Origin of the sequence: Sorangium sp. So ce406, from assembly GCF_051474675.1 — a bacterium.
Taxonomy (GTDB): Bacteria; Myxococcota_A; Polyangia; order Polyangiales; family Polyangiaceae; genus Sorangium; species Sorangium cellulosum_G.
Genome location: NZ_CP150340.1, coordinates 1,661,946 through 1,680,096 on the forward strand (window position 1 = coordinate 1,661,946; position 18,151 = coordinate 1,680,096).

Here is an 18,151-nt window from a genome sequence, read left to right on the forward strand (position 1 = left end):
GCTTGTTGAATCATGCTTCATGAAATATAGTGCAGTGCCAGATGCCGCCGCGCGAGCCAAAACGCCAGACAACGCGTGGACAGGCCGCGCGCGGAGCGCGCGCAGGGCGAGCGCCCGAGGCAGAGGACGTCGCGGACGTCGAGCGCGGCGCGCCGCCGATCCTCGAGCACCTCGCCGGGCGGCTCCGGCAGCGGCGCCAGGAGCTCGCGCTCACCTTGCGCGAGCTCGCCGAGCTCGCCGGGGTCAGCGAGCGCTTCCTTGTGCTGCTCGAGAGCGGCCGGGCGAACGTGTCCGTGGTGCGGCTGGAGGACATCGGCCGCGCCCTGGGCACCTCGGCCGCCGCGCTGCTCTCGGCAGGCGAGCTCGTCGGCGACGAGGCGTCGCGCGGCCTGGCTCCCGGCGAGGCGGAGGGCGGGTCAGGCGGCGCCCTCGTCGCGCTGCTCGGCCTGCGCGGGGCGGGCAAGACCACGATCGGCGGCCGCGCCGCGGCCCGGCTCGGCGTGCCCTTCCTCGAGCTCGACGGCCTCGTCGCCTCGCGCGCGGGCATGAGCCTCGCGGCCGTGTTCGAGATCCACGGCAACGCGTACTACCGGCGGCTGGAGCGCGAGGAGCTCGCGCGGCTCGCCGACGCGCGCGCCCACGGGATCGTCGCCACGGGCGGCGGCCTCGTGACCGATCCGGCGACCTTCGAGCGGCTGAGGCGCTGCGCCGTGACGGTGTGGCTGCGGGCGAAGCCCGAGGACCACTGGCGGCGCGTGGTCGAGCAGGGGGACGCTCGCCCCATGGCCAACCGGGCCGACGCCATGAAGGAGCTCAGGGCGCTCTTCCTGGCCCGGCGCGCGCTCTATGAGCAGGCCGACTTCGTGGTCGACACGTCGGCGCTCGGTCTCGACCGCTCTGTCGATCGCGTGGTCAAGATCGCCCGTGAAGCTGGTAGAAGGAACGCGACGCGCTCGCCGTGATCCGGGGCGCGCCCCCTCCCATGTCCATGCCGCGCCTGAAAATTCTCTTCGTGGTGTCCGAATGCGTCCCCTTCAGCAAGACGGGCGGCCTCGCCGACGTTGCCGGCGCGCTGCCGATCGCGCTCGCCGCAGCCGGCCACGACGTGCGCATCGTCATGCCGGCCTACCGGGTCGCCAAGCGTTACCTCGCCCGCCAGATCGAGGCCGCCGAGCGGAAGCTCGGCGGCAGCCAGACCGTCGCCGCGCCCGCCGTCGCCGCGGCCGAAGCCGGCGCCCCGGCGATCGACCCGGCCGACGCCGCGCTGGCCGCCGCCACGCCCACGGACGCCGCGCCCACGGACGCCGCGCCCTCCATCGTCGCGGCGCAGGGCGGAGACGGCGCGACGCCGGCCGAGATCTTCACGCCCCACCGCCTGCCGGCGCCGCTCGGCGTGCCGCTCGCCAACGGCGAGGCGTGGACCGGCATCTGGGAGACGTTCATCGATCCCGCGACCCCCGGCGCGCCCGCGCCCCGCGTGTACCTGCTCGAGCACGACGTGCTCTACGACCGCGACGGCATCTACGGCGACGCGCACGGCGAGTTCGGCGACAACCTCGCCCGCTACGCGCTGCTCTCGCGCGGCGCGCTGCAGCTCTGCCACGCGCTCGGCTTCTGGCCGGACGTCGTCCACGTCCACGACTGGCAGTCGGCCCTCGTGCCGCTCTACATCAACGTCCTCGAGCACCGGTCGCCGCTCGCGCGCGCCGCGACCGTGCTGACGATCCACAACCTCGGCTACCAGGGCTGGTTCAACAAGTTCCAGCTCTCCACGACGGGGCTCGGCTGGGACCAGTTCCACAGGTTCTGCCTGGAGGCGCACGACAGCATCAACCTGCTCAAGGCCGGCATCTACAACGCCACGCTCGTCTCCACGGTCTCGCCCCGGTACGCGCAGGAGATCCAGACGTGGGAAGGGGGAGAGGGCCTCGACGGCGTGCTCCGGGACCGCGGCAGCGACGTGATCGGGATCCTCAACGGCATCGACGACTCCATCTGGAACCCCGCGACCGATCCCCACATCGCCGCGACGTTCTCCGCCGAGGACCTGAGCGGCAAGCGCCTCTGCAAGGCGGCGCTCCAGCGCGAGATGGGCCTCGAGGAGCGCCCCGACGTCCCGCTCCTCGGGCTCATCAGCCGCCTGGCGACCCAGAAGGGGATCGACATCCTCGCGGGCGCCCTCGACCACATCCTCTCGCTCGACGTCCAGCTCGTCATCCTGGGCTCCGGCGAGCGCTGGGCCGAGGAGCTCTTCTCGCGGATCTCCGGCTCGAGCGACCGCTTCCGCGTCTACGTCGGCATGAACGAGGGGCTCGCCCACCGCATCGAGGCGGGCGCGGACCTCTTCCTGATGCCGTCGCGCTACGAGCCCTGCGGGCTGAACCAGCTCTACAGCCAGCGGTACGGCACGCTGCCGGTCGTGCGCGCCGTCGGCGGCCTCGACGACACCGTCGAGAACAACGTCACCGGCTTCAAGTTCGAGGAGATGTCGTCCATGGCGCTCGGGAACACCGTCGCCTGGGCGGTGCACCTCTACCGCGCCGACCCGGCCTACTTCCGGACGATGCAGCTCCGGGCGATGAAGAAGAACTTCGGCTGGTCGCACGCGGCGCGCCAGTACGAGGCGCTCTACCGCCTCGCCATCTCCCGCCGGACCGGCCGCCAGATCTGATCGCGCCCGCGCCTCCCGGAGGAGGCGCGGCGTGCTCGGCGCGCCCCCCGCAGGGACGCGCGCCGCGATCAGCGCGCGCGGGCGGCGCCTCCCTGCCGGGAGCGCCGCCCCGGGCGCGTCACTCCTTCTCCGGAGCGGGCGCGACCGGCGCGGCCGGCTGCGCGGTCCCGGCGGTCTGGGCCTTCTCCGCCTGGGCCTTCGCCATGAGCGAGCGGGAGAGCGCCCGGTGCTTGCCCTCGATCAGCGACACGAAGCCCGTGACGACCGGCAAGAACAGGGAGGGGGAGCTGATCCCCTTGTCCGTCAGCTTGGGCTCCGCCGCCTTCATGTCGCGGAGGAAGTTGTCGAACGCGGGCACCATGATCTTGGACCACGGGTCGGTCTGGTTCGTCGAGCCGTGGGCCTTGAGCGCCGCCGCGGACGTCTCCAGCTTCTGGACCGCCGTCTTCACCGCCGCGGGATCGACGTTCTTGCTGGCGAGCATCACCATGAGCGCGCGCGCGTCCTCGAGGGCGGTGATCGCGGCCTTCTGGCCCTCGTCCGCCTTCGAGAGGTCGGGCAGGTGCGACGCGTGCCACGCGGACACCGCGAGGCCGAGCTTGTCGGAGTGCGCGTCGAGCTTCTCGAAGTCGGCGAGCAGCTTCGCGTGGAGCTCCTTGCCCTTGGCGAAGCTGTCCTTCTTGTACTCCTCGCGCTGGTAGTAGTTCGCCGCCGTGGCGATGTTCTTCGCGAGCTCGCTCGCGAACGGCGCGTACTCGGAGAGCGCCGCGTCGACGTCCGGCATGGCCGGCTCCTTCAGGCTGAGGGCGACGGTGCAGGCGCGCGCGTTGCGCTCGTACGGGGCGCGCGCGCCGATGTTGATCGGCCGGCGCTCGTCGGGCTTGCCGGGCGCGCCCTTGGCGCCGGCGGCGGCGCTGCTGCCGGGCGCGGCGGCGGCCGCCTTCGGCGCGGCGGCGCCGGGCGGCAGGGCGGTCGTCTTCGGCGCGGCGGCGCCGGTCGTGGGCGTGAGCGGCTTCGCGGGGAGCAGGCTCTTGGGGTCCCCGGGCTTCGCCTGATCCTCGATGCCGAAGCTCGGGATCTTCTTCTCGCTCGGCTCGTCCTTGCCGAGGCTCGCGAGGTACGCGTCGCGCGCCTGCCTCAGCGAGAGCGTCCCGAAGTAGCAGGCGTCGACGCGGTACTCCTTCATCGACTGCGGGTCGACCTTCGCGATCGGCGACACGGGCGTCCGCAGGTTCGCCTTGCCCTTGTTCGCCGCCGCGGAGCTTGCCGGCTCCGGCTGCGGAGGAGGCGGGTCCTCCTTGCAGCCGGCGGCACCGCTGGCGACGAGCACGAGCGCGATGGAACAGAGAGACCTGACGGAAATCATTCGGAGTGCCTCCTCGGCTGGCGCAGGAACGGGGCGCATCATGCCTAAGCCGGCGGCGCTTGCAACACCGGCCATTGGCGGGAACTTGCGGGCCTGGTCGGGAAAACCCCGGCTCCAGCCCCAAACACCCCGGGTCGCCGGGTTCTTCCAGGCGTCCGCTGTGGCTGATGAAACGATCAGGGTCTAAGGTCCGCGGCGTGAAGCTGAGAAGCCTGACCCTCGATGAGCTGACCATCGACGACGAGCGCTCGTTCCGGCACGTCGCGCTCTACGACGATCTCAAGCAGGCGCTGCGGCGCGACGGGTATCGCTTCCGCGTGCCCGAGGTCGAGGCGAGCTGGGATCGGGTCGTCTTCCTGAACCTGACGTTCTGGAGCCAGAGCGAGCAAGGCGATTTGATCCCCGGCGAGCACATCGCCGCGGACGTCGTCGCGCACGTCGCGTGGCACCACCTCGCCCACCGCGCCCTCACGTCCGCGGGCGCCGGCGCTCCGCCCAGCGCGGAAGCGCTCCTGCTCGCCGAGGCGATCGCGAGCGCGTTCGACCTGTACCTCGTGGGGCGGCTCCTTGGGCACGCGCCGAACGCCGATTTCCTGGCCACGCAGGTCCCCGCGATGGCCGAGGCCGCCGAGGCGGCCGGGCTCTCCGACGCGGGCTTCGAGGCGCTCCTGGAGAGCGTCGCCGCCGATCCCGAGCGCGCCTTCGAGGACCTCCGCGCCCTGCTCTTCGACGTGACCACGGCGCTCCTGCCCTGCGATCGCCTGAGCCGCGCGGCCGAGATCCTCGCCGGGTTCGACGCGCACCGCTTCGCGCCGCTCCTGCACCACTACGAGCTGTCGAACTGGATCCTGTCGACCCGCACCCCCGGGTCCCCGCCCGCCCCCGATCCGGCCGTGCGCGCCGTCGACGCGGCGCTGCGGAGCGCGCCGGTCTCGCTGGCGTGGCTGGAGCAGCGCTGGGTGCGCCCGCCCGCGCCCCTCGGGCTGTGATCGCCGCCACGCGCTCCACGCAGGGCGGAAGCGCGGCGGAGGACCGGCCGGAGCTCGGCTGGAACATCGGCCGGAAACGTCGGCCGAACGGCGCGGTCGGGCCTCCCTTGAGGGCGGCCGCCCTGGTCGCCAGCGAGAAAGATTGCGCGTCCTGACGAGCTGCGCGATTCTCTTCTCAACGTGCAACTCGCCTGCTCTCTCTGCAGGGCTTACGTGGAAATCGGCGTGGGACGCGAGATGCGTCCGTCTCTGCCGTTTGTCTGCAAGTCCTGCCGCGCGAAGAGCAAGCAGGCGGCGTCCGACAGGGCAGGGGGCACCGACTCGCGCCCTTCGCCCTCGGGCGTCCCGAGCTCGGCGAGCGGACGCGACCGGCGGGAGCCGTCGAGCGAGCCGGAGCGCTCGCGACCCTCGTCTGTGCGCGCGCTGGAGCCGGACCACGGGCTGTCCGGCGACCTCCTGGACGCCGAGTCGACGCTCCCGGGCGCGGGCATCCAGCGCAGGACGGAGCCCGCCGGCGGCCCGGGGCGGCGCGCGGGGTCGGGCCCGGCCGGGCGCGCGCGGGGGCTCACGCTCGCGGAGCGGATCGCGCAGCAGGACCTGGGCGACGAGCCGGGATCCGGCGAGCGGGCGCCCTCGCTGGACGCGCTCGACGTCGCGGCGGAGGCCTCGCTCGAGCACGCGGTGGTGACGCCGGACGGCGGGCTGGGGCGGCGCGAGATCCTGATGCGGTCGCGCACCTTCGCGGGCGCCTCCTGGGATGACGCGCGGCGCGGCGGCTCGGCGCCGCCCACGAGCGGCCGGAGCCCGTCCGCGCTCCCCCCGGCCGACTCCGATCCCGTCTCGATCCAGGACCTCGCGCAGATGCTCTCTCCCGGCGTCGAGCCGCCGTCGCTCTCGTTCGGGTCGGACGCCCCCGAGGACGATCGCGCGAGCCGCCCCGCGTCGGCGCCGGAGGCCGCGCCCAGGCTTCGCTCGGGCGCGCCCGCGCCGGTCCCGGTGCGGCCGCCGGCGCGCCGCGAGCACCGCACGCCCACGGCGCGGCCGCGGTCCACGGCCGCCCCGCGCGCGAGCGGCTCCTCCCGGCCCATCGCGCCGCCCTCGGAGATGCCGCCGGCGCCGCTGTCCGAGCTCCCGCCGGCGCCGCTCTCCATCGACGAGGGCCGGCCGTCGTCTCACCGCTCGTCGCCCGAGCTCCGCCTCCAGGACGTCCAGGCGATGGCGGCGCTCGCCCCGCAGCCCCTGCCGTCCGCGCGGCGCGCCCGGTCCGGCGCCACGCAGCCCGCCGACTCCTCTCCGGCGGACCTCGCCCTGCTGGGATCGCTCACCCCGCCGCCATCCCCGGGCCCGCCGCCCTTGCCGGGCCCGCCGCCGTTCCCGGGTCCGCCCCCGCTCCCTGCCACGGAAGCGTCGCGGCGCGAGCGCGCGAGGCCGAGGGCCGCGGAGGCGAGGGGCGCCGCCGGGGGGCCTCGCGAGCCTGGGAACAACGACGAGCGGCCCTCGGGCGAGGCGCCGACGCGCGCGAGCAGCGCCGCCAGGGTGGCCTCCCGCGCGGGGGGCGACCGCATCAGCCAGCCCGACATCTTCAGCCAGCCCGACGCCCGAGGGCGCGCCGGCCGGAAGGAGGACTCCGGCCTGATCGACCTGCGCAGCATGGCGCCGCCGCCCGGCGCGGAGGACGGGGAGCGCCGCAACGAGCACCGGGCCGACGAGGAGATCCTGAGCATCAGCGGCGGGCTCTTCGAGGGGGCTGCCGCGGCGCGCAGCTCGTCCCCTTCGTTTCCGGCGCAGTCCTTCGATCCCGACCTCCCGGCCGCGGACGAGGTCGCGGAGGAGGACGCCGCGTCTGCTTCCGGTTCCGGGCAAGAGACGCCGGTGCGCACCTCGATCACGGCCGGCTCCCTCGTGTCCGACGGGCTGCGCGCCCTCTCGACGCCGGCGTCGCGCCAGTACCTCGCGATCACCGGCTGGGTGGTCGTTGTCTTCGTCGTGTTCGGCGCCGCGCTCTACTTCGCGCAGGCCCGGGGCCGATCGTCCAGCGCCGCGGCGGCCCAGGCCGCGCCCGCCGACAGCGCCGGTGCGCTCGCCGCGCCGCCGCCGGACCAGGCGCCGCCGTCGCCCGCCCCCCCTGCTCAGGGAGCGCCGATCGCCGACCGGGAGCCGTCGCTCGACGACGAGCCGGTCGCGGCCCCGCCGGCCGCCGCCTCCGCCCTCGCGGAGCAGGCGCCGTCCGCGCCCGAGCCGAGCGCCGCGCCGCCGCCCGAGTCGGCAGGGACCGCCCTCGCCGCCGCGCCCGAGCCGCCCGCGCCGCCGCCGAGCGCCGCACCCGAGCCGGCCGCGCCGCCGGCGCCCGCCGCCCCGGCGCCCGCCGCCTCGGCGACCGCCGCGCGGTCGCCGAGCGCCGCGCCCCCGGCGACCGCCGCCCCGCAGGCGAGCGAGAAGCCTCAGGCTGCCGAGAAGCCGGCCCTGGCCGCGGCGCCGAGCGCTCCCGATCGCGCGAAACCTGCGGGAAAGCAGCCGCCGCCCGAGCCGCTCCTCCCGGCGCGGGACGCCCCGGCCCGCTTCGACCCGAACGCGGCCTCGAGCGCCCTCGCGTCCGCGGCGGCGGCCGCCGCCGGGTGCACCGGCGAGGGCCTCACCGGCACAGCCCGCGTGGCCGTCACCTTCGCGACCTCGGGCAAGGTGATGTCGTCGCGCGTGGAAGGGGGCGACCTCGTGGGCACGGCCACGGCCGCATGCATTGCGAATGCGTTCCGAAATATCTCGGTGCCGCCCTTCGAAGGAATTCCGGTCACCGTCATGAAGCAGGTGAAGATCCGCTGACGACGGGCCGAAAGCTTCCTATCCTCCCGCCGCTGTGCTGGTAGCGCTTCGGGTCAAGAACTTCATTCTGATGGATGCCCTCGAGCTCCGGCTCGAGCCTGGCTTCAACGTGCTCACCGGCGAGACGGGCGCGGGCAAGTCCATCGTCGTCGGCGCGCTCTCGCTGGTCCTCGGCGGCCGCGCGAGCGCGGAGCAGATCCGCCCCGGCGCCGACGAGGCCGAGATCGAGGCGCTGTTCGACGTGCGCAGCTCCGATCGCGCGATGGCGATGCTCGACGCCGCGGGCATCGCGAGCGGCGGCGAGCTCGTGGTCCGCCGCGTCGTCCAGGCGACGGGCCGCTCGCGCGCCTACCTGAACGGCCGCCTCTGCACCGCGGGCGAGCTCCAGGCGCTCGCCCCGGAGCTCGCCGACGTCGCCTCGCAGCACGAGAGCGTCGCGCTCACCGATCCGTCGACGCACCTCGGCTACCTCGATCGCTTCGGCCGCCTCGTGCCGGCGCGCAGCGAGCTCGCGGCGGACGTCGCCGAGCTCGAGGCGCTCAGCGCGCAGCTCAGGGCCGCCCGCGAGCTCGAGCGCGGCCGCGGCGAGCGCGAGGCGTTCCTCGCCTTCCAGCTCCAGGCCATCGACGCGCTGTCGCCGCGCCCCGGCGAGCTCGCCGATCTCGCGGCCGAGCGCAACCGGCTCCGCCACGCGGGCCGCCTGCACGACATCACGCGGCGCGCGGCCTCCCGCCTCGACCAGGGCGACGACGCGATGTGCGACGAGCTCGCGCGCCTCGCCTCCGAGCTCCAGGCCGCCGCGGAGATCGACCCCGCCCTCGACCCTGTCGCCCGCGCGGTCGACGCCTGCTGGACGGAGCTCAGCGAGGCGGCCCGCCAGATCGCCCGCTACGCCGAGCGCGCCGAGGCCGATCCGGATCGCCTCTCCGAGATCGAGGATCGCATGTACCGCCTCGAGGGCCTGCTCCGGCAGCACGGCCCCACGATCGAGGACGTGCTCGCCACGCGCGCGCGCCTCGCCGGTGAGCTCGAGCAGCTCGCGGGCGTCGAGAGCCACGTCGCGGACCTCGAGCGGCGGCGCGACGCCCTGCTCGCCGTCGCCGCCGAGCGCGCCCGCAAGCTCTCGGTGAAGCGGCGCAAGGCCGGCGAGAAGCTCGGCGCCGCGATCTCCGGGGAGCTCGCCGAGCTCGGCATGGGCGGCGCGCGCGTCGTCGTGGACGTCGCGCCGCACGGCGGCGACCGCGCCGAGCTGGTCGTCGACGGCGCTCGCCTCGGCCAGGACGGCATCGACCGCGTCGAGTTCCTCATCTCGCCCAACAAGGGCATCGAGCCTCGCCCCTTGCGCCGCATCGCCTCGGGCGGCGAGCTGTCGCGCGCCCTGCTCGCCCTGAAGCGCGTGCTCGCCGAGTGCGGGCCGGCCGGGCTCTATGTCTTCGACGAGGTCGACAGCGGCGTCGGCGGCGCCGTCGCCGACAAGATCGGGCGCGCGATCGGCGACGTGGCGCGCCACCACCAGGTGCTCTGCATCACGCACCTGGCGCCCATCGCCGCGTTCGCCGACGCGCACTTCGTAGTCGCCAAGGAGAACGCGGGCGGCATCGCCAAGAGCTCGGTCGCGCGCGTCGACAAGAAGGACCGCATCGCCGAGGTGGCGCGCATGCTGTCGGGCGCGAAGGTCACCGGCGCATCGCTCAAAGCCGCGACGGAGCTCATCGAGGCGGCCCGCCTCTAGAGCGGCGGTCACCCGCTTCGGATACGGGCCCATCTCGGCGCCTTCGGTGCTCAGCGCACTGGAGTGCGCTTGCGCGCCGAAGACGCCGATCTGGACCCGTCTCCTGTGCGGGTGACCGCCGCTCGGCGGCGGTCTAGAGGCGGCGCCGGCGCGGATCAGCTGCGGGCGAGCGCGTAGTCGTTCAGATCGACGCGGATCATGTCCTTGAGCCACGGGTGCACCGTGATCGCGGTGCGGTAGAGCCCCTGGGCGATGCGCCGGTAGCTGGTGTGCCCCTGCTTCGCCGAGCGGAGCTCGATCACGTGGAAGAGCTCGCGCAGGTTCAGCGTCCAGAGCGTCCTCACGCGGAAGCCGAGCGGCACCGCGTACTGCGCCTCGAGGGGGTAGCGCTCCTCCAGGGCGTGCCAGGCGTCGCGCGCGGCGAGCATCGCGTCCTGGTAGGCCTCGGCGTGGCCGAGCTCCGAGAGCGCCTGCGGCGTCTCGAAGCCGAGCCGGCAGGTGAGCCGCTGCGTCGCGGGCGTCAGCATCCGGTGGCGCTGCAGATCGCGGTACGCGCCGTAGTCGAGCATCAGCTCGAAGGTCATCGTCGACGCCTCGAACGCGCGCGGCGGGGCGTCATACGGCCCGCGCTTCGCGCACGCCGCCTGCGCGATGGCGATGAGCTCCGGCAGGGTCGCGCGGCGGAGAGCGTCGCCCAGGTTGTAGGCGTGCACGCCCGGGTCGCTGCCCTCGTACGCCAGCGCCAGCGCGACGCGCTCCAGGGCGTCCTTGTCGTAGCGCACCAGCCGGACGGGCTGGTTGATCACCATCGTCGCGCTCACGCCCTCTTCCGGCGGCGTGTAGACCCGCTTCATCGCCGCGGCGACCGTCGCCTGCAGCTCCTTCCGGAGCTCGTTCGGCGCGGCGTACTTGACCAGCGTCGGGGTCACGGCGAGCGCCGCCGCGTGCATCTCGCGGGCGACCCTGCGCACCTCCTCGAGCGGGTGCGACAGCATCTTGGTGAGCAGGATCTCGAGCGCCCGCGCGTTCGCGGTCAGGCCGATGTTCGTCCGCGTCCCCGCCGGCAGGAGGCCGCGCAGCAGATCGCATGCCTGCGCGCGCAGCGCCCCCTTGTAGGCGCCGTCCGACATCTTCTCGGGCTTCGGCTCGCGCGCGCTCAGCCGCTCGGTCACCTTCGGGACCAGGTCGAGGTACGCCGCGAAGAGCCGCTCGCACGCGGCCCGGTACCTCGCGGCGTGCTCGCCCTCGAGCTCCGGCAGGTCCACGAACGCGTGCTGATCGAACACGACGTAGCGCGTGCTCTTCTCCGTGTAGGAGCCGAGCCGCAGATCCTCGATCACCTTCGACGCGACGATGCTCACGTTCTCGATCGCGAGGTGCACCACGGCGTGCTCCGCGACCGAGGCGTGGCCGTAGCCGACGACCCACTTCTCGTGGAAGCTCCGCGCCTTGTCCGACGCGAACGCGAGCCCGCGCTGCGGCCGATCGTCGGCCTCCGGGGCGACGTCGAGCTCCTCGTCGCCGAGCAGGCGCGCCAGGTTGGTGCGCAGGTCATCGCGGCTGCGCGAGTAGTACGCGAACAGGACGGCGATGACCTCCTCGGGCAGACCCGACAGCGAGAAGACGTCGGCCGTCAGGCTCGACACATACGGCGCGATTCTGGCACGCGACGTTTCGTCCAAGGCCATGGCTGCTTCTACCCCTAATCCTGCGCCGATCGGTCGACAAAACTCCGTTTCCGATCGCCGTCTCCGGTCACCGCGCCCCCGCTGGCCGGGGTCGGCCGTCGCGCGCGCCGCGCGCCGCGCTCGCCCGGCGCGGGCGCTCTGACGCGCGGCGCGCTCCGCCTCAGAGCGCTCGTGCCGCGGAGACGGCGAACGGATCGGCGAAGATCTCGCTGTTCGCGAGCGGCCTGCTCCGCCGCGTCAGCACCTCGCAGCCGCTCTTCGTGACGACGATGGTGTGCTCGAACTGCGCCGACAGCGAGCGATCGGCCGTCAGCGCGGTCCACTTGTCTTCCTGGATCTCGACCTCGTAGGTGCCGAGGTTGATCATCGGCTCGATCGTGAAGCACATGCCGGCGCGGAGCCGGGCGCCGCTGCCGTACTTGCCCACGTGCGAGACCTGCGGCGCCTCGTGGAAGCGCCGCCCGATGCCGTGGCCGACGAAGGCGCGCACCACCGAGCAGCCCTCGGCCTCGGCGAACTCCTGGATCGCGGCGCCGATGTCGCCGAGGCGCGCCCCGTCCCGGACCTGGGCGATGCCGAGCTGCAGGCTGCGCCGCGACACCTCGGTCACGTGCTTCGCCTCCGGCGACGGCTTGCCGATGTAGAACGTCGCGGACGTGTCCCCGTAGAAGCCGTTGAAGATCGTGGTGACGTCCACGTTGATGATGTCGCCCGGCTCGAGGACGCGGTCGCACGGGATCCCGTGGCACACCACCTCGTTGATCGAGGTGCACACGCTCTTCGGGAACCCGTGGTAGTTCAGCGGCGCGGGGTAGCCGCCGCGGCGGAGGGTGTCCTCGTGGACGAAGGTGTTGATGTCCTCGGTGGTGATGCCGGCGCGGATCATCTCGCCGACGCCGAGGAGCGTCTCCGCCGCCATCTGCGAGGCGACGCGGAGGGCGTCGACTTCCTTGACCGTCTTGATGCTCACGTTGCTCACGGCGATGACAGCTCCCCGAGGACGACGGCCTCCCTGACGGCCGCGGTGACCTCCGCTGTATCAGGTGAAAGGTGCCAGTGGAACTCCGGCTCGCCTGCCTCGCCGGCAAAGCGTCGGATGAAGGCGATGAAGGTGAGCCCCCGGAGCCGCGCGTCAACCGCCTTCGCGATGCCGAAGGCGCGGCTCGTCGGGCGGATGTGGAGCTCGAACGCCCGGTCCGCCACCCGGGGCGTGGCCAGCGGCGCGTCGATGACGCGGACCCCGAGGTGGTAGGTGCTCTGCTCGCCGATCGAGTCGACCGTCACCGTGCTGACGCGGACCCGCGCGACGACGTCCGCGGTCTGCGCCCGCTCCCGGAGGAACCGGTCGGACCTCGGCGAGGGGCCCTCGAGCGAGAAGCCCACGGCGGCGGGCTCGATGTTGTCGTCGAAGACCTCGGGCGCGTGCCCCTTCCAGGTCGGCAGGCCGGAGAGCGCATCGACGGACGTCGCGGGGCGCTCCTGATCGGCGACGCAGCCGCCGGCGGGGCCAACCGTCGCCAGCACGGCGAGCGCGAGGCGCAAAGGAGCAACACCGGCGGCGGAAATCATTCCTGGGACCGGAGCTCGTAGCACGTCGGCCCGGTCCTGTCAGGACCTGACCCACATCGGTGACATGCGCTGTCGAAGCCGATTTGTCCCATCTCGTCGCAGCTCGCCCCCTCTCATCCCCCTCTCGCGTCTCACGCGGCGAGGCCCCTTCCGCGCCGCGTTCCATCGATCCGGCCGAGCGATCGTCCAACGGCCCGACGTGAGGTCGACCCCGGTCGGTGCGGGGATCCTATTCTCCTGTCCTACCGCTGGTGCTAGCGTTCCCGGGCTTGCCGGGCGGGGCGTCCTAACTTTTCCGATTGCAGAGCGCGCAGGGACAGGGCCTGCGCCGGCCTGGAGGAAGAACATGAAAGCGAAGAGGCTCCTGGGAGCGGGGTTGGCCGTGGGGCTGGGCCTTGCGGCGATCACGAGCACGGCCGTGGTAGCTGCCCAGCCGAAGGGGGGGAAGGCCGCTGCGGCTCCCGCGCGGCCCGCCGAGCCGCCGACGACGAAGAAGACGATCGCGCTGACCCCTCCAGGCATCCAGTGGGGGATGAGCACCAAGCAGGTCGCGGCGGTCATCGACAAGATGCTCGATGAGGCCTACGTGCCGCGTTACAAGGCGACCTCGCCCGGCGTGAAGATGAGGGCGCTCGACGCCGAGCTCGCCGAGGAGAAGAGCGCGTTCCGCCGCAGCCGCATCGACTTCGGCAAGCTGCCGACCGGCATCGACGCGACGCCGCTGAAGGGCGAGTACACCTACCTCAACAAGGAATCGATGATGACGCTGTCCCGCGAGGGCGGGAAGCGGTACTTCTTCTTCATCCAGGACAAGCTCTGGAAGATCATCGACGAGCACGCGCTCGGCGAGAAAAGCCCGCGCGGCAAGGACTACACGTCCGCCGTCACCAAGCTCGCGACCGCGTTCGGGTTGCCTGGCCGCGTGACGCCGCCCGACCCGGACAAGGGCCGCTACGGCAGCGAGGTCGACTGGAAGGACGCGGCCACGCACTTCCGCGCGATCGAGCGGGGCGATACCGAGATCGCCTTCGCCTACGAGGATCTCGTGACGCTGAGCAGCCTCGAGTCGCTCCGCCCCAACAAGGCCGCCGACGCGAACGCCATCGACCCCTCGGTCGCCTCCGCCATCCGCAAGGACGAGGCGCCCCCCGCTCCCCCGCCCGAGCAGGCCGGCAAGAAGAAGTAGCCCGCCAGCACCGGCCCGCCGAGCCGCCCCTCGGGCGGCTCGCCCTCCCTCAGTCGCTCCTCATACGAGCGATGCGCCGTCGGGAACGCGCATGCCGTTGGTGACCACGACGCGCGCCGACGGCGCGACCGCGAGCACCGCCGGCTCGATCACCGCGCGCGCGGTGAGCATCGCCCCTGGGCAGCCCGAGCATGCGCCGGCCAGGTGGAGCGTCAGGTGATCGGGCTCGACGGCCACGATGTAGAGCTCACCGCCGTCGGCTCGGATGAGCGGCGCGATGACCTCGCGGCAGACCTTGAGAAGCTGATCGATGGAAGCCGGCATGGGGGTGAGCTCGGCAGCGCGAGCCATCGCCGCAGCCTAGCACGGCCTCGCTCGATCGGGCGATCGCCCAGCCGCCGCTCGCTGCCAGGACCGCGGGGCGCGCCCGGCGCTCGCGCACACGCGCCCACGCGCCGGCCCGGCGCTCGCGCTCAGAGCGTCGACACGAGCGCGGCGACGCCCGCGTCCGCCGCGAGCTCCGGCGTGCGCTGCGCGGCGGCGCCGAAGGTGCGACCGGCGATCTCGACCGTGCCGCTCCACGGACCCGAGGCGGTCTTCGCCGGCAGGTCCAGCTTCTCGAGCGCCTCGGTGTTGACATCGGGCGTCACCGGCCCGCCGTAGGCCTTCCCGCCCTTCCACGCGAAGACGTAGAGCAGCGGGGTCGACTTCAGCCCGTCGCGCTTGGCGATGTCGGCGATGTCGCGCTTGGCCGCCTCCTGCAGCCGGTACGCGTAGGCGCGGAACGACCAGCCCGTGACGAAGAGGCCCTTGAGCTCACCGCCGCCCGCCCGGACCGGGTGCGCCGCGACCCACTGGAGATCCGGCCCGTTCCGCACGCCGCGCATCTCCTGCATCTCGCCGAACGCCTCGACGACGCCGCTGCTCGGCTCGAGCACCTTCCTGAGCTCAGGGAACGAGGCCAGGACGGACCTGTTGGCGAGCATGTCCGGATCGGCCTCGCTGCGCAGCACCGTGCCGCTCGGGTCGGCGAACGAGAAGAAGGTGCTCTTCGCGAACTCGAGCTCCTTCACCGAGGCGCGCGCGCCGGCGATCGCCCGCTGGAGCCCGAGCAGGTTCGCGCCCGGGTCGGTGTCCACCAGCGACGCGAGCTTCTGCGAGCCCGCCGGCAGGCCCGTCCGCACCTGGCCGACGTCCTCCGCGATGACGGGCGCGAGCCTGGCGCAGAGCTCCGCCGCGTGCTTCTGCGACGTCTTGCCGTCCTCCTCGCACGCGCCCGCGAGGGAGGCGGCCAGGGCGCAGGCGAGCACGAGCGGCTTGCTTTCGCTTCGAGCGAGGGTTGAAGAGCGCATCATCGAGAACGACTCTCCAAGGGGAGCGGAGTTCCATCGACCGGGACCATCGCTCCTCAAAGGGTTTCGGGGGTTACAAACACGATCTCGACCCGGGCGTTGCGGGCGCGCTCGCTGCCGCCCGGGTCGACGACCGGGGCCGCGGCTCCGGCGAGGAACGGCGCGATCGGCTGGACGGCGGGAGGGCCCTCGGCGTGCGCGGGGCCGAGGGCGCGGACGACGGCGTCGGCCCGCGCCGCCCACGCGGGCTCTTCCCTGGAGCTGACGTCCCTGTCCGTGTGCACGACCACGGCGACGGGGAACGAGGGGTGCGCCGCGGCGACCCGCGCGAGCTCGCGGAGGCGCGCCTCGCCGGCCTTGGTGAGGGCGTTGCCGGCGAACAGACCGCGGAGCGTGACCACGATGCCGCGGTCGTCGCGGGCGGGCGACCACGTGCCCGCGGCAGAGAGCTCCGCGAGGAGGGCGTCGCCGACGCCGGGCGCGCGGGTCACCGGCGTGGCGGCGCGGCGCGCCGCGGTCAGCGCAGCGAGGCAGCCCGCCCGCGCGCGGGAAGCCTGATCGATCGGCGCCGGGATGGCGCGGCCGGAGCCGACCGTCTCCGCGAGATCCGCGTCGAGCTTCCCGATCGCGGCGGTCGCCTCGTCGAGCTGCGCCACGAGCGCGGCGTTGCCGAGCTGCGCGCTGGTCGGCTGGGCGTTGCCGGGCTGCGCGCTGGTCGGCTGGGCGTTGCCGGGCTGCGCGCTGGTCGGCTGGGCGTTGCCGGGCTGCGCGCTGGTCGGCTGGGCGTTGCCGGGCTGCGCGCTGGCGGGCACCGCGTTGTCCGCCGGCGCTCCCGCGGGTCGGGTCGGGGCGATCAGGAGGCGCGCCGCGCCGCACAGCAGGCGGGCCTGGAGCGCGAGCGAGCGCGCCGCGGCGAGGCGGGCCTTCTCGCGATCCGGGTCGGCCTTGCCCGAGGGGACCACGGGCTGCGCGTCGCGCGCGACCTTGATCCGCATGTCGAGCGCGTCGAGCTCGGCCGCGACGCGCGCCTGCTCGGCCTCGAGGCCCGCGAGGGACGCCTCGCCGGTCGAGCTCTGCGCCTTCGCCTCGGTCTCGGCCGCCTCGGCCCGGGCCACCCGCGCGAGCGCGTGCGCGAGCGCGTGCGCGGCGACGGCCTGCTCGCCGAGGATCTGCGCCCCGGCCTGATCCTTTCGCTCGTGCGCGGCGATCGCCTCGCCGCGGAGCTTCTCCGCCCGGGCGAACGCGCCCGGCGCGAGCCGCTTCGACTCCGCCGCGGCCGCCCCGGCGCGGACGTGATCGAGCTCGTCGAGCACCGCGGGCCGCGGGATCGGCGCGCACGCGGCGAGCAGCGCCCCGAGGGCGCCGACAGACGCGAGGCGGCGCGCGCTCACGGCGTGCCCTCCTTGCCCGCCGGAGCCGCCTTGCCGGCGCTCCCGGCGCCCTTCACCCCGGCGCCCTGCGCGGGCGGTTGCGCGACGCGCGCCTGTCCTGCCCCGGTCTTCCCCGGTGCCGCCCCCCTGGAAGCCGCCTTCTTGCCGGCCTCGATCCGCTGCGCCTCCACGCTGCTCGCCGCCCTGGTCGCCTCGCGCGCCTCGGCTTCGAGCCGCTCCAGCTCCGCCGCGGCGCGGCCCCGCCGCGCCTGCGTCTCTTCCAGCAGCGCGCGCGCCCGCTCCAGCTTCGTCTCGACCTCGCGCGCCCGCCTGGCCGCCTCCACCGCAGCTGCCTCCGCCGCGGCGGCGCGCTGCAGCGTCCTCGCCGTCTCCGCCCACTCGAGGGCCAGCACGTCGAGCCGCCGCGCGTTCGCCGGGTCGCCCGCCGCCCGCGCGCCGTGCGCGCGCTGGAGCGCCTGCTTCGCCTGCGCCACCGGCTCGGCCACGACCTTGGCGGCGCTCCTCGCCGGCGTCCCGTCGCCGGCGCTCCTGTCAGCCGCGGCGGCCTTGTCGCCGGCGGCGCTCTTCTCGCCCTCTCCCGGCGCGGGCGTCTGCGCGGCGCGCGCCTCGACCTCGCGGAGGATCTGCATCGCCTTCGCGCCGTCGCCCGGCGGCGGCGCGGGCACCGTCGCGAGCGGCCGCTCTCCCTCGCCGTGCGCCAGGGCGCCGCCGCTGCCGAGCGACGCCGCCAGGGCGAGGAGCATCGCGTGGGCCGACCGGCGTCGCCGCGCGTCGCGGAGCATGGGGCGGGAACGCACGTCCGCCAGGTAGCAAACAGGGCTTCCGCGAGCAAGCGCGGCGGTCTTCCGCCCCGCGCGCTGCGCGGCAGCCGCCGGCGCGGCGCGCGCCCAGGCGCGCGTCACTCGGGCAGGAAGTTGCGCACGGCCCAGTCGATCTGCTGCTGGTTCCGCTCGACCAGCTCCTTCCTGCCGCCCGCCTCGTGGAGGAAGACCCGATCTTCGTTGACGAAGACGGTGAGGTAATAAAGGTGCGCCTCCTTCCCCTCGTCGTGCCCGAAGCGCAGCTGGACGCCCGGCAGGCCGTTCCGGCTCTTCACGTCGGTCTTGCCGAGCAGCGCGTAGCCGCCGCCTTCCCGCAGCCGCTTCTCGATCACGCGCGACCAGAAGGCGAGGTCGCCCTCCGGCTCGTTCTCGAAGGCGCGGATCCCGAGCACCACCCCCTCGGCGGTGGTCGCGCGGTACTCGTCGTCGCCGTAGCGATCCCCGAGGTCGACGAAGCCCGGCGGGGTCGCGGGCACGAAGGGCCGGCCGCAGCCGGGCAGCGCCGCCGCGCCGGCGAGCGCGGCGGCGAGGACGAAGGCGTGGCGAAGGGAGTTCATCATCGGAAG

15 protein-coding genes are annotated in these 18,151 nt (G+C 74.1%); 6 read left to right on the forward strand and 9 right to left on the reverse strand.

The window, feature by feature from the left end; all coding sequences use genetic code 11:
• Window positions 1–41 precede the first annotated feature (41 nt).
• Together WME96_RS06090 and WME96_RS06095 are read left to right on the forward strand one after the other, a co-directional pair.
• A complete protein-coding gene (locus WME96_RS06090) occupies window positions 42–962 on the forward strand; it encodes a shikimate kinase (protein ID WP_437289222.1) in 921 nt (306 codons plus the stop codon).
• A gap of 26 nt (window positions 963–988) precedes the next feature.
• Complete coding sequence (locus WME96_RS06095; RefSeq protein ID WP_437289223.1) at window positions 989–2,671, forward strand: glycogen synthase; 1,683 nt, start codon at window positions 989–991, stop codon at window positions 2,669–2,671.
• Window positions 2,672–2,789: 118 nt separating this feature from the next.
• On the opposite strand, the gene WME96_RS06100 is transcribed toward WME96_RS06095, so the two are convergent.
• Entirely contained in the window at window positions 2,790–4,037 is a 1,248-nt protein-coding gene (locus WME96_RS06100; protein WP_437289224.1) for a DUF3829 domain-containing protein, read from the reverse strand.
• A 197-nt stretch (window positions 4,038–4,234) separates the two neighbouring features.
• Here WME96_RS06100 and WME96_RS06105 point away from each other — a divergent pair, with 197 nt between their 5' ends.
• From WME96_RS06105 to recN, 3 genes are all read left to right on the forward strand, one after another.
• The gene (locus tag WME96_RS06105; protein ID WP_437289225.1) at window positions 4,235–5,026 is read left to right on the forward strand and encodes a hypothetical protein; all 792 of its coding nucleotides are present in this window, start codon (window positions 4,235–4,237) and stop codon (window positions 5,024–5,026) included.
• Window positions 5,027–5,263: 237 nt separating this feature from the next.
• Window positions 5,264–7,846, forward strand: a complete 2,583-nt coding sequence (locus WME96_RS06110; protein ID WP_437289226.1) for a hypothetical protein — start codon at window positions 5,264–5,266, stop codon at window positions 7,844–7,846.
• A 34-nt stretch (window positions 7,847–7,880) separates the two neighbouring features.
• The gene (gene recN, locus WME96_RS06115) at window positions 7,881–9,578 is read left to right on the forward strand and encodes a DNA repair protein RecN (RefSeq protein WP_437289227.1); all 1,698 of its coding nucleotides are present in this window, start codon (window positions 7,881–7,883) and stop codon (window positions 9,576–9,578) included.
• A gap of 155 nt (window positions 9,579–9,733) precedes the next feature.
• Here the strand turns inward: recN and WME96_RS06120 are convergent, their stop codons facing one another.
• The 3 genes from WME96_RS06120 to WME96_RS06130 form a co-directional block, all read right to left on the reverse strand.
• Window positions 9,734–11,266: an FAD-dependent thymidylate synthase gene (locus tag WME96_RS06120; RefSeq protein WP_437289228.1), complete on the reverse strand. Its 1,533-nt coding sequence runs from the start codon at window positions 11,264–11,266 to the stop codon at window positions 9,734–9,736.
• 160 nt (window positions 11,267–11,426) lie between these two features.
• Entirely contained in the window at window positions 11,427–12,245 is an 819-nt protein-coding gene (map, locus tag WME96_RS06125; RefSeq protein WP_437289229.1) for a type I methionyl aminopeptidase, read from the reverse strand.
• Complete coding sequence (locus tag WME96_RS06130) at window positions 12,242–12,790, reverse strand: cobalamin ABC transporter substrate-binding protein (RefSeq protein WP_437289230.1); 549 nt, start codon at window positions 12,788–12,790, stop codon at window positions 12,242–12,244. Before WME96_RS06130 ends, map begins: the two co-directional genes overlap by 4 nt.
• A gap of 391 nt (window positions 12,791–13,181) precedes the next feature.
• Between WME96_RS06130 and WME96_RS06135 the strand changes: the two genes are divergently transcribed.
• Window positions 13,182–14,021 carry a hypothetical protein gene (locus WME96_RS06135; RefSeq protein WP_437289231.1) on the forward strand — a complete coding sequence of 280 codons (840 nt, stop codon included), beginning with the start codon at window positions 13,182–13,184 and terminating at the stop codon, window positions 14,019–14,021.
• Window positions 14,022–14,081: 60 nt separating this feature from the next.
• Here WME96_RS06135 and WME96_RS06140 read toward each other — a convergent pair whose 3' ends face one another.
• The 5 genes from WME96_RS06140 to WME96_RS06160 form a co-directional block, all read right to left on the reverse strand.
• Window positions 14,082–14,372, reverse strand: coding sequence for a NifU family protein (locus WME96_RS06140; RefSeq protein ID WP_433934047.1), 291 nt, complete (start codon window positions 14,370–14,372; stop codon window positions 14,082–14,084).
• Window positions 14,373–14,494: 122 nt separating this feature from the next.
• Window positions 14,495–15,376, reverse strand: coding sequence for a hypothetical protein (locus tag WME96_RS06145; protein WP_437289232.1), 882 nt, complete (start codon window positions 15,374–15,376; stop codon window positions 14,495–14,497).
• Between the two features lie 53 nt (window positions 15,377–15,429).
• Window positions 15,430–16,764, reverse strand: coding sequence for a hypothetical protein (locus WME96_RS06150; RefSeq protein ID WP_437289233.1), 1,335 nt, complete (start codon window positions 16,762–16,764; stop codon window positions 15,430–15,432).
• Complete coding sequence (locus WME96_RS06155; RefSeq protein ID WP_437289234.1) at window positions 16,761–17,561, reverse strand: hypothetical protein; 801 nt, start codon at window positions 17,559–17,561, stop codon at window positions 16,761–16,763. The genes WME96_RS06150 and WME96_RS06155 overlap by 4 nt, the downstream gene beginning before the upstream one ends.
• A gap of 101 nt (window positions 17,562–17,662) precedes the next feature.
• Complete coding sequence (locus tag WME96_RS06160; protein ID WP_437289235.1) at window positions 17,663–18,145, reverse strand: serine/threonine protein kinase; 483 nt, start codon at window positions 18,143–18,145, stop codon at window positions 17,663–17,665.
• Window positions 18,146–18,151 lie beyond the last annotated feature (6 nt).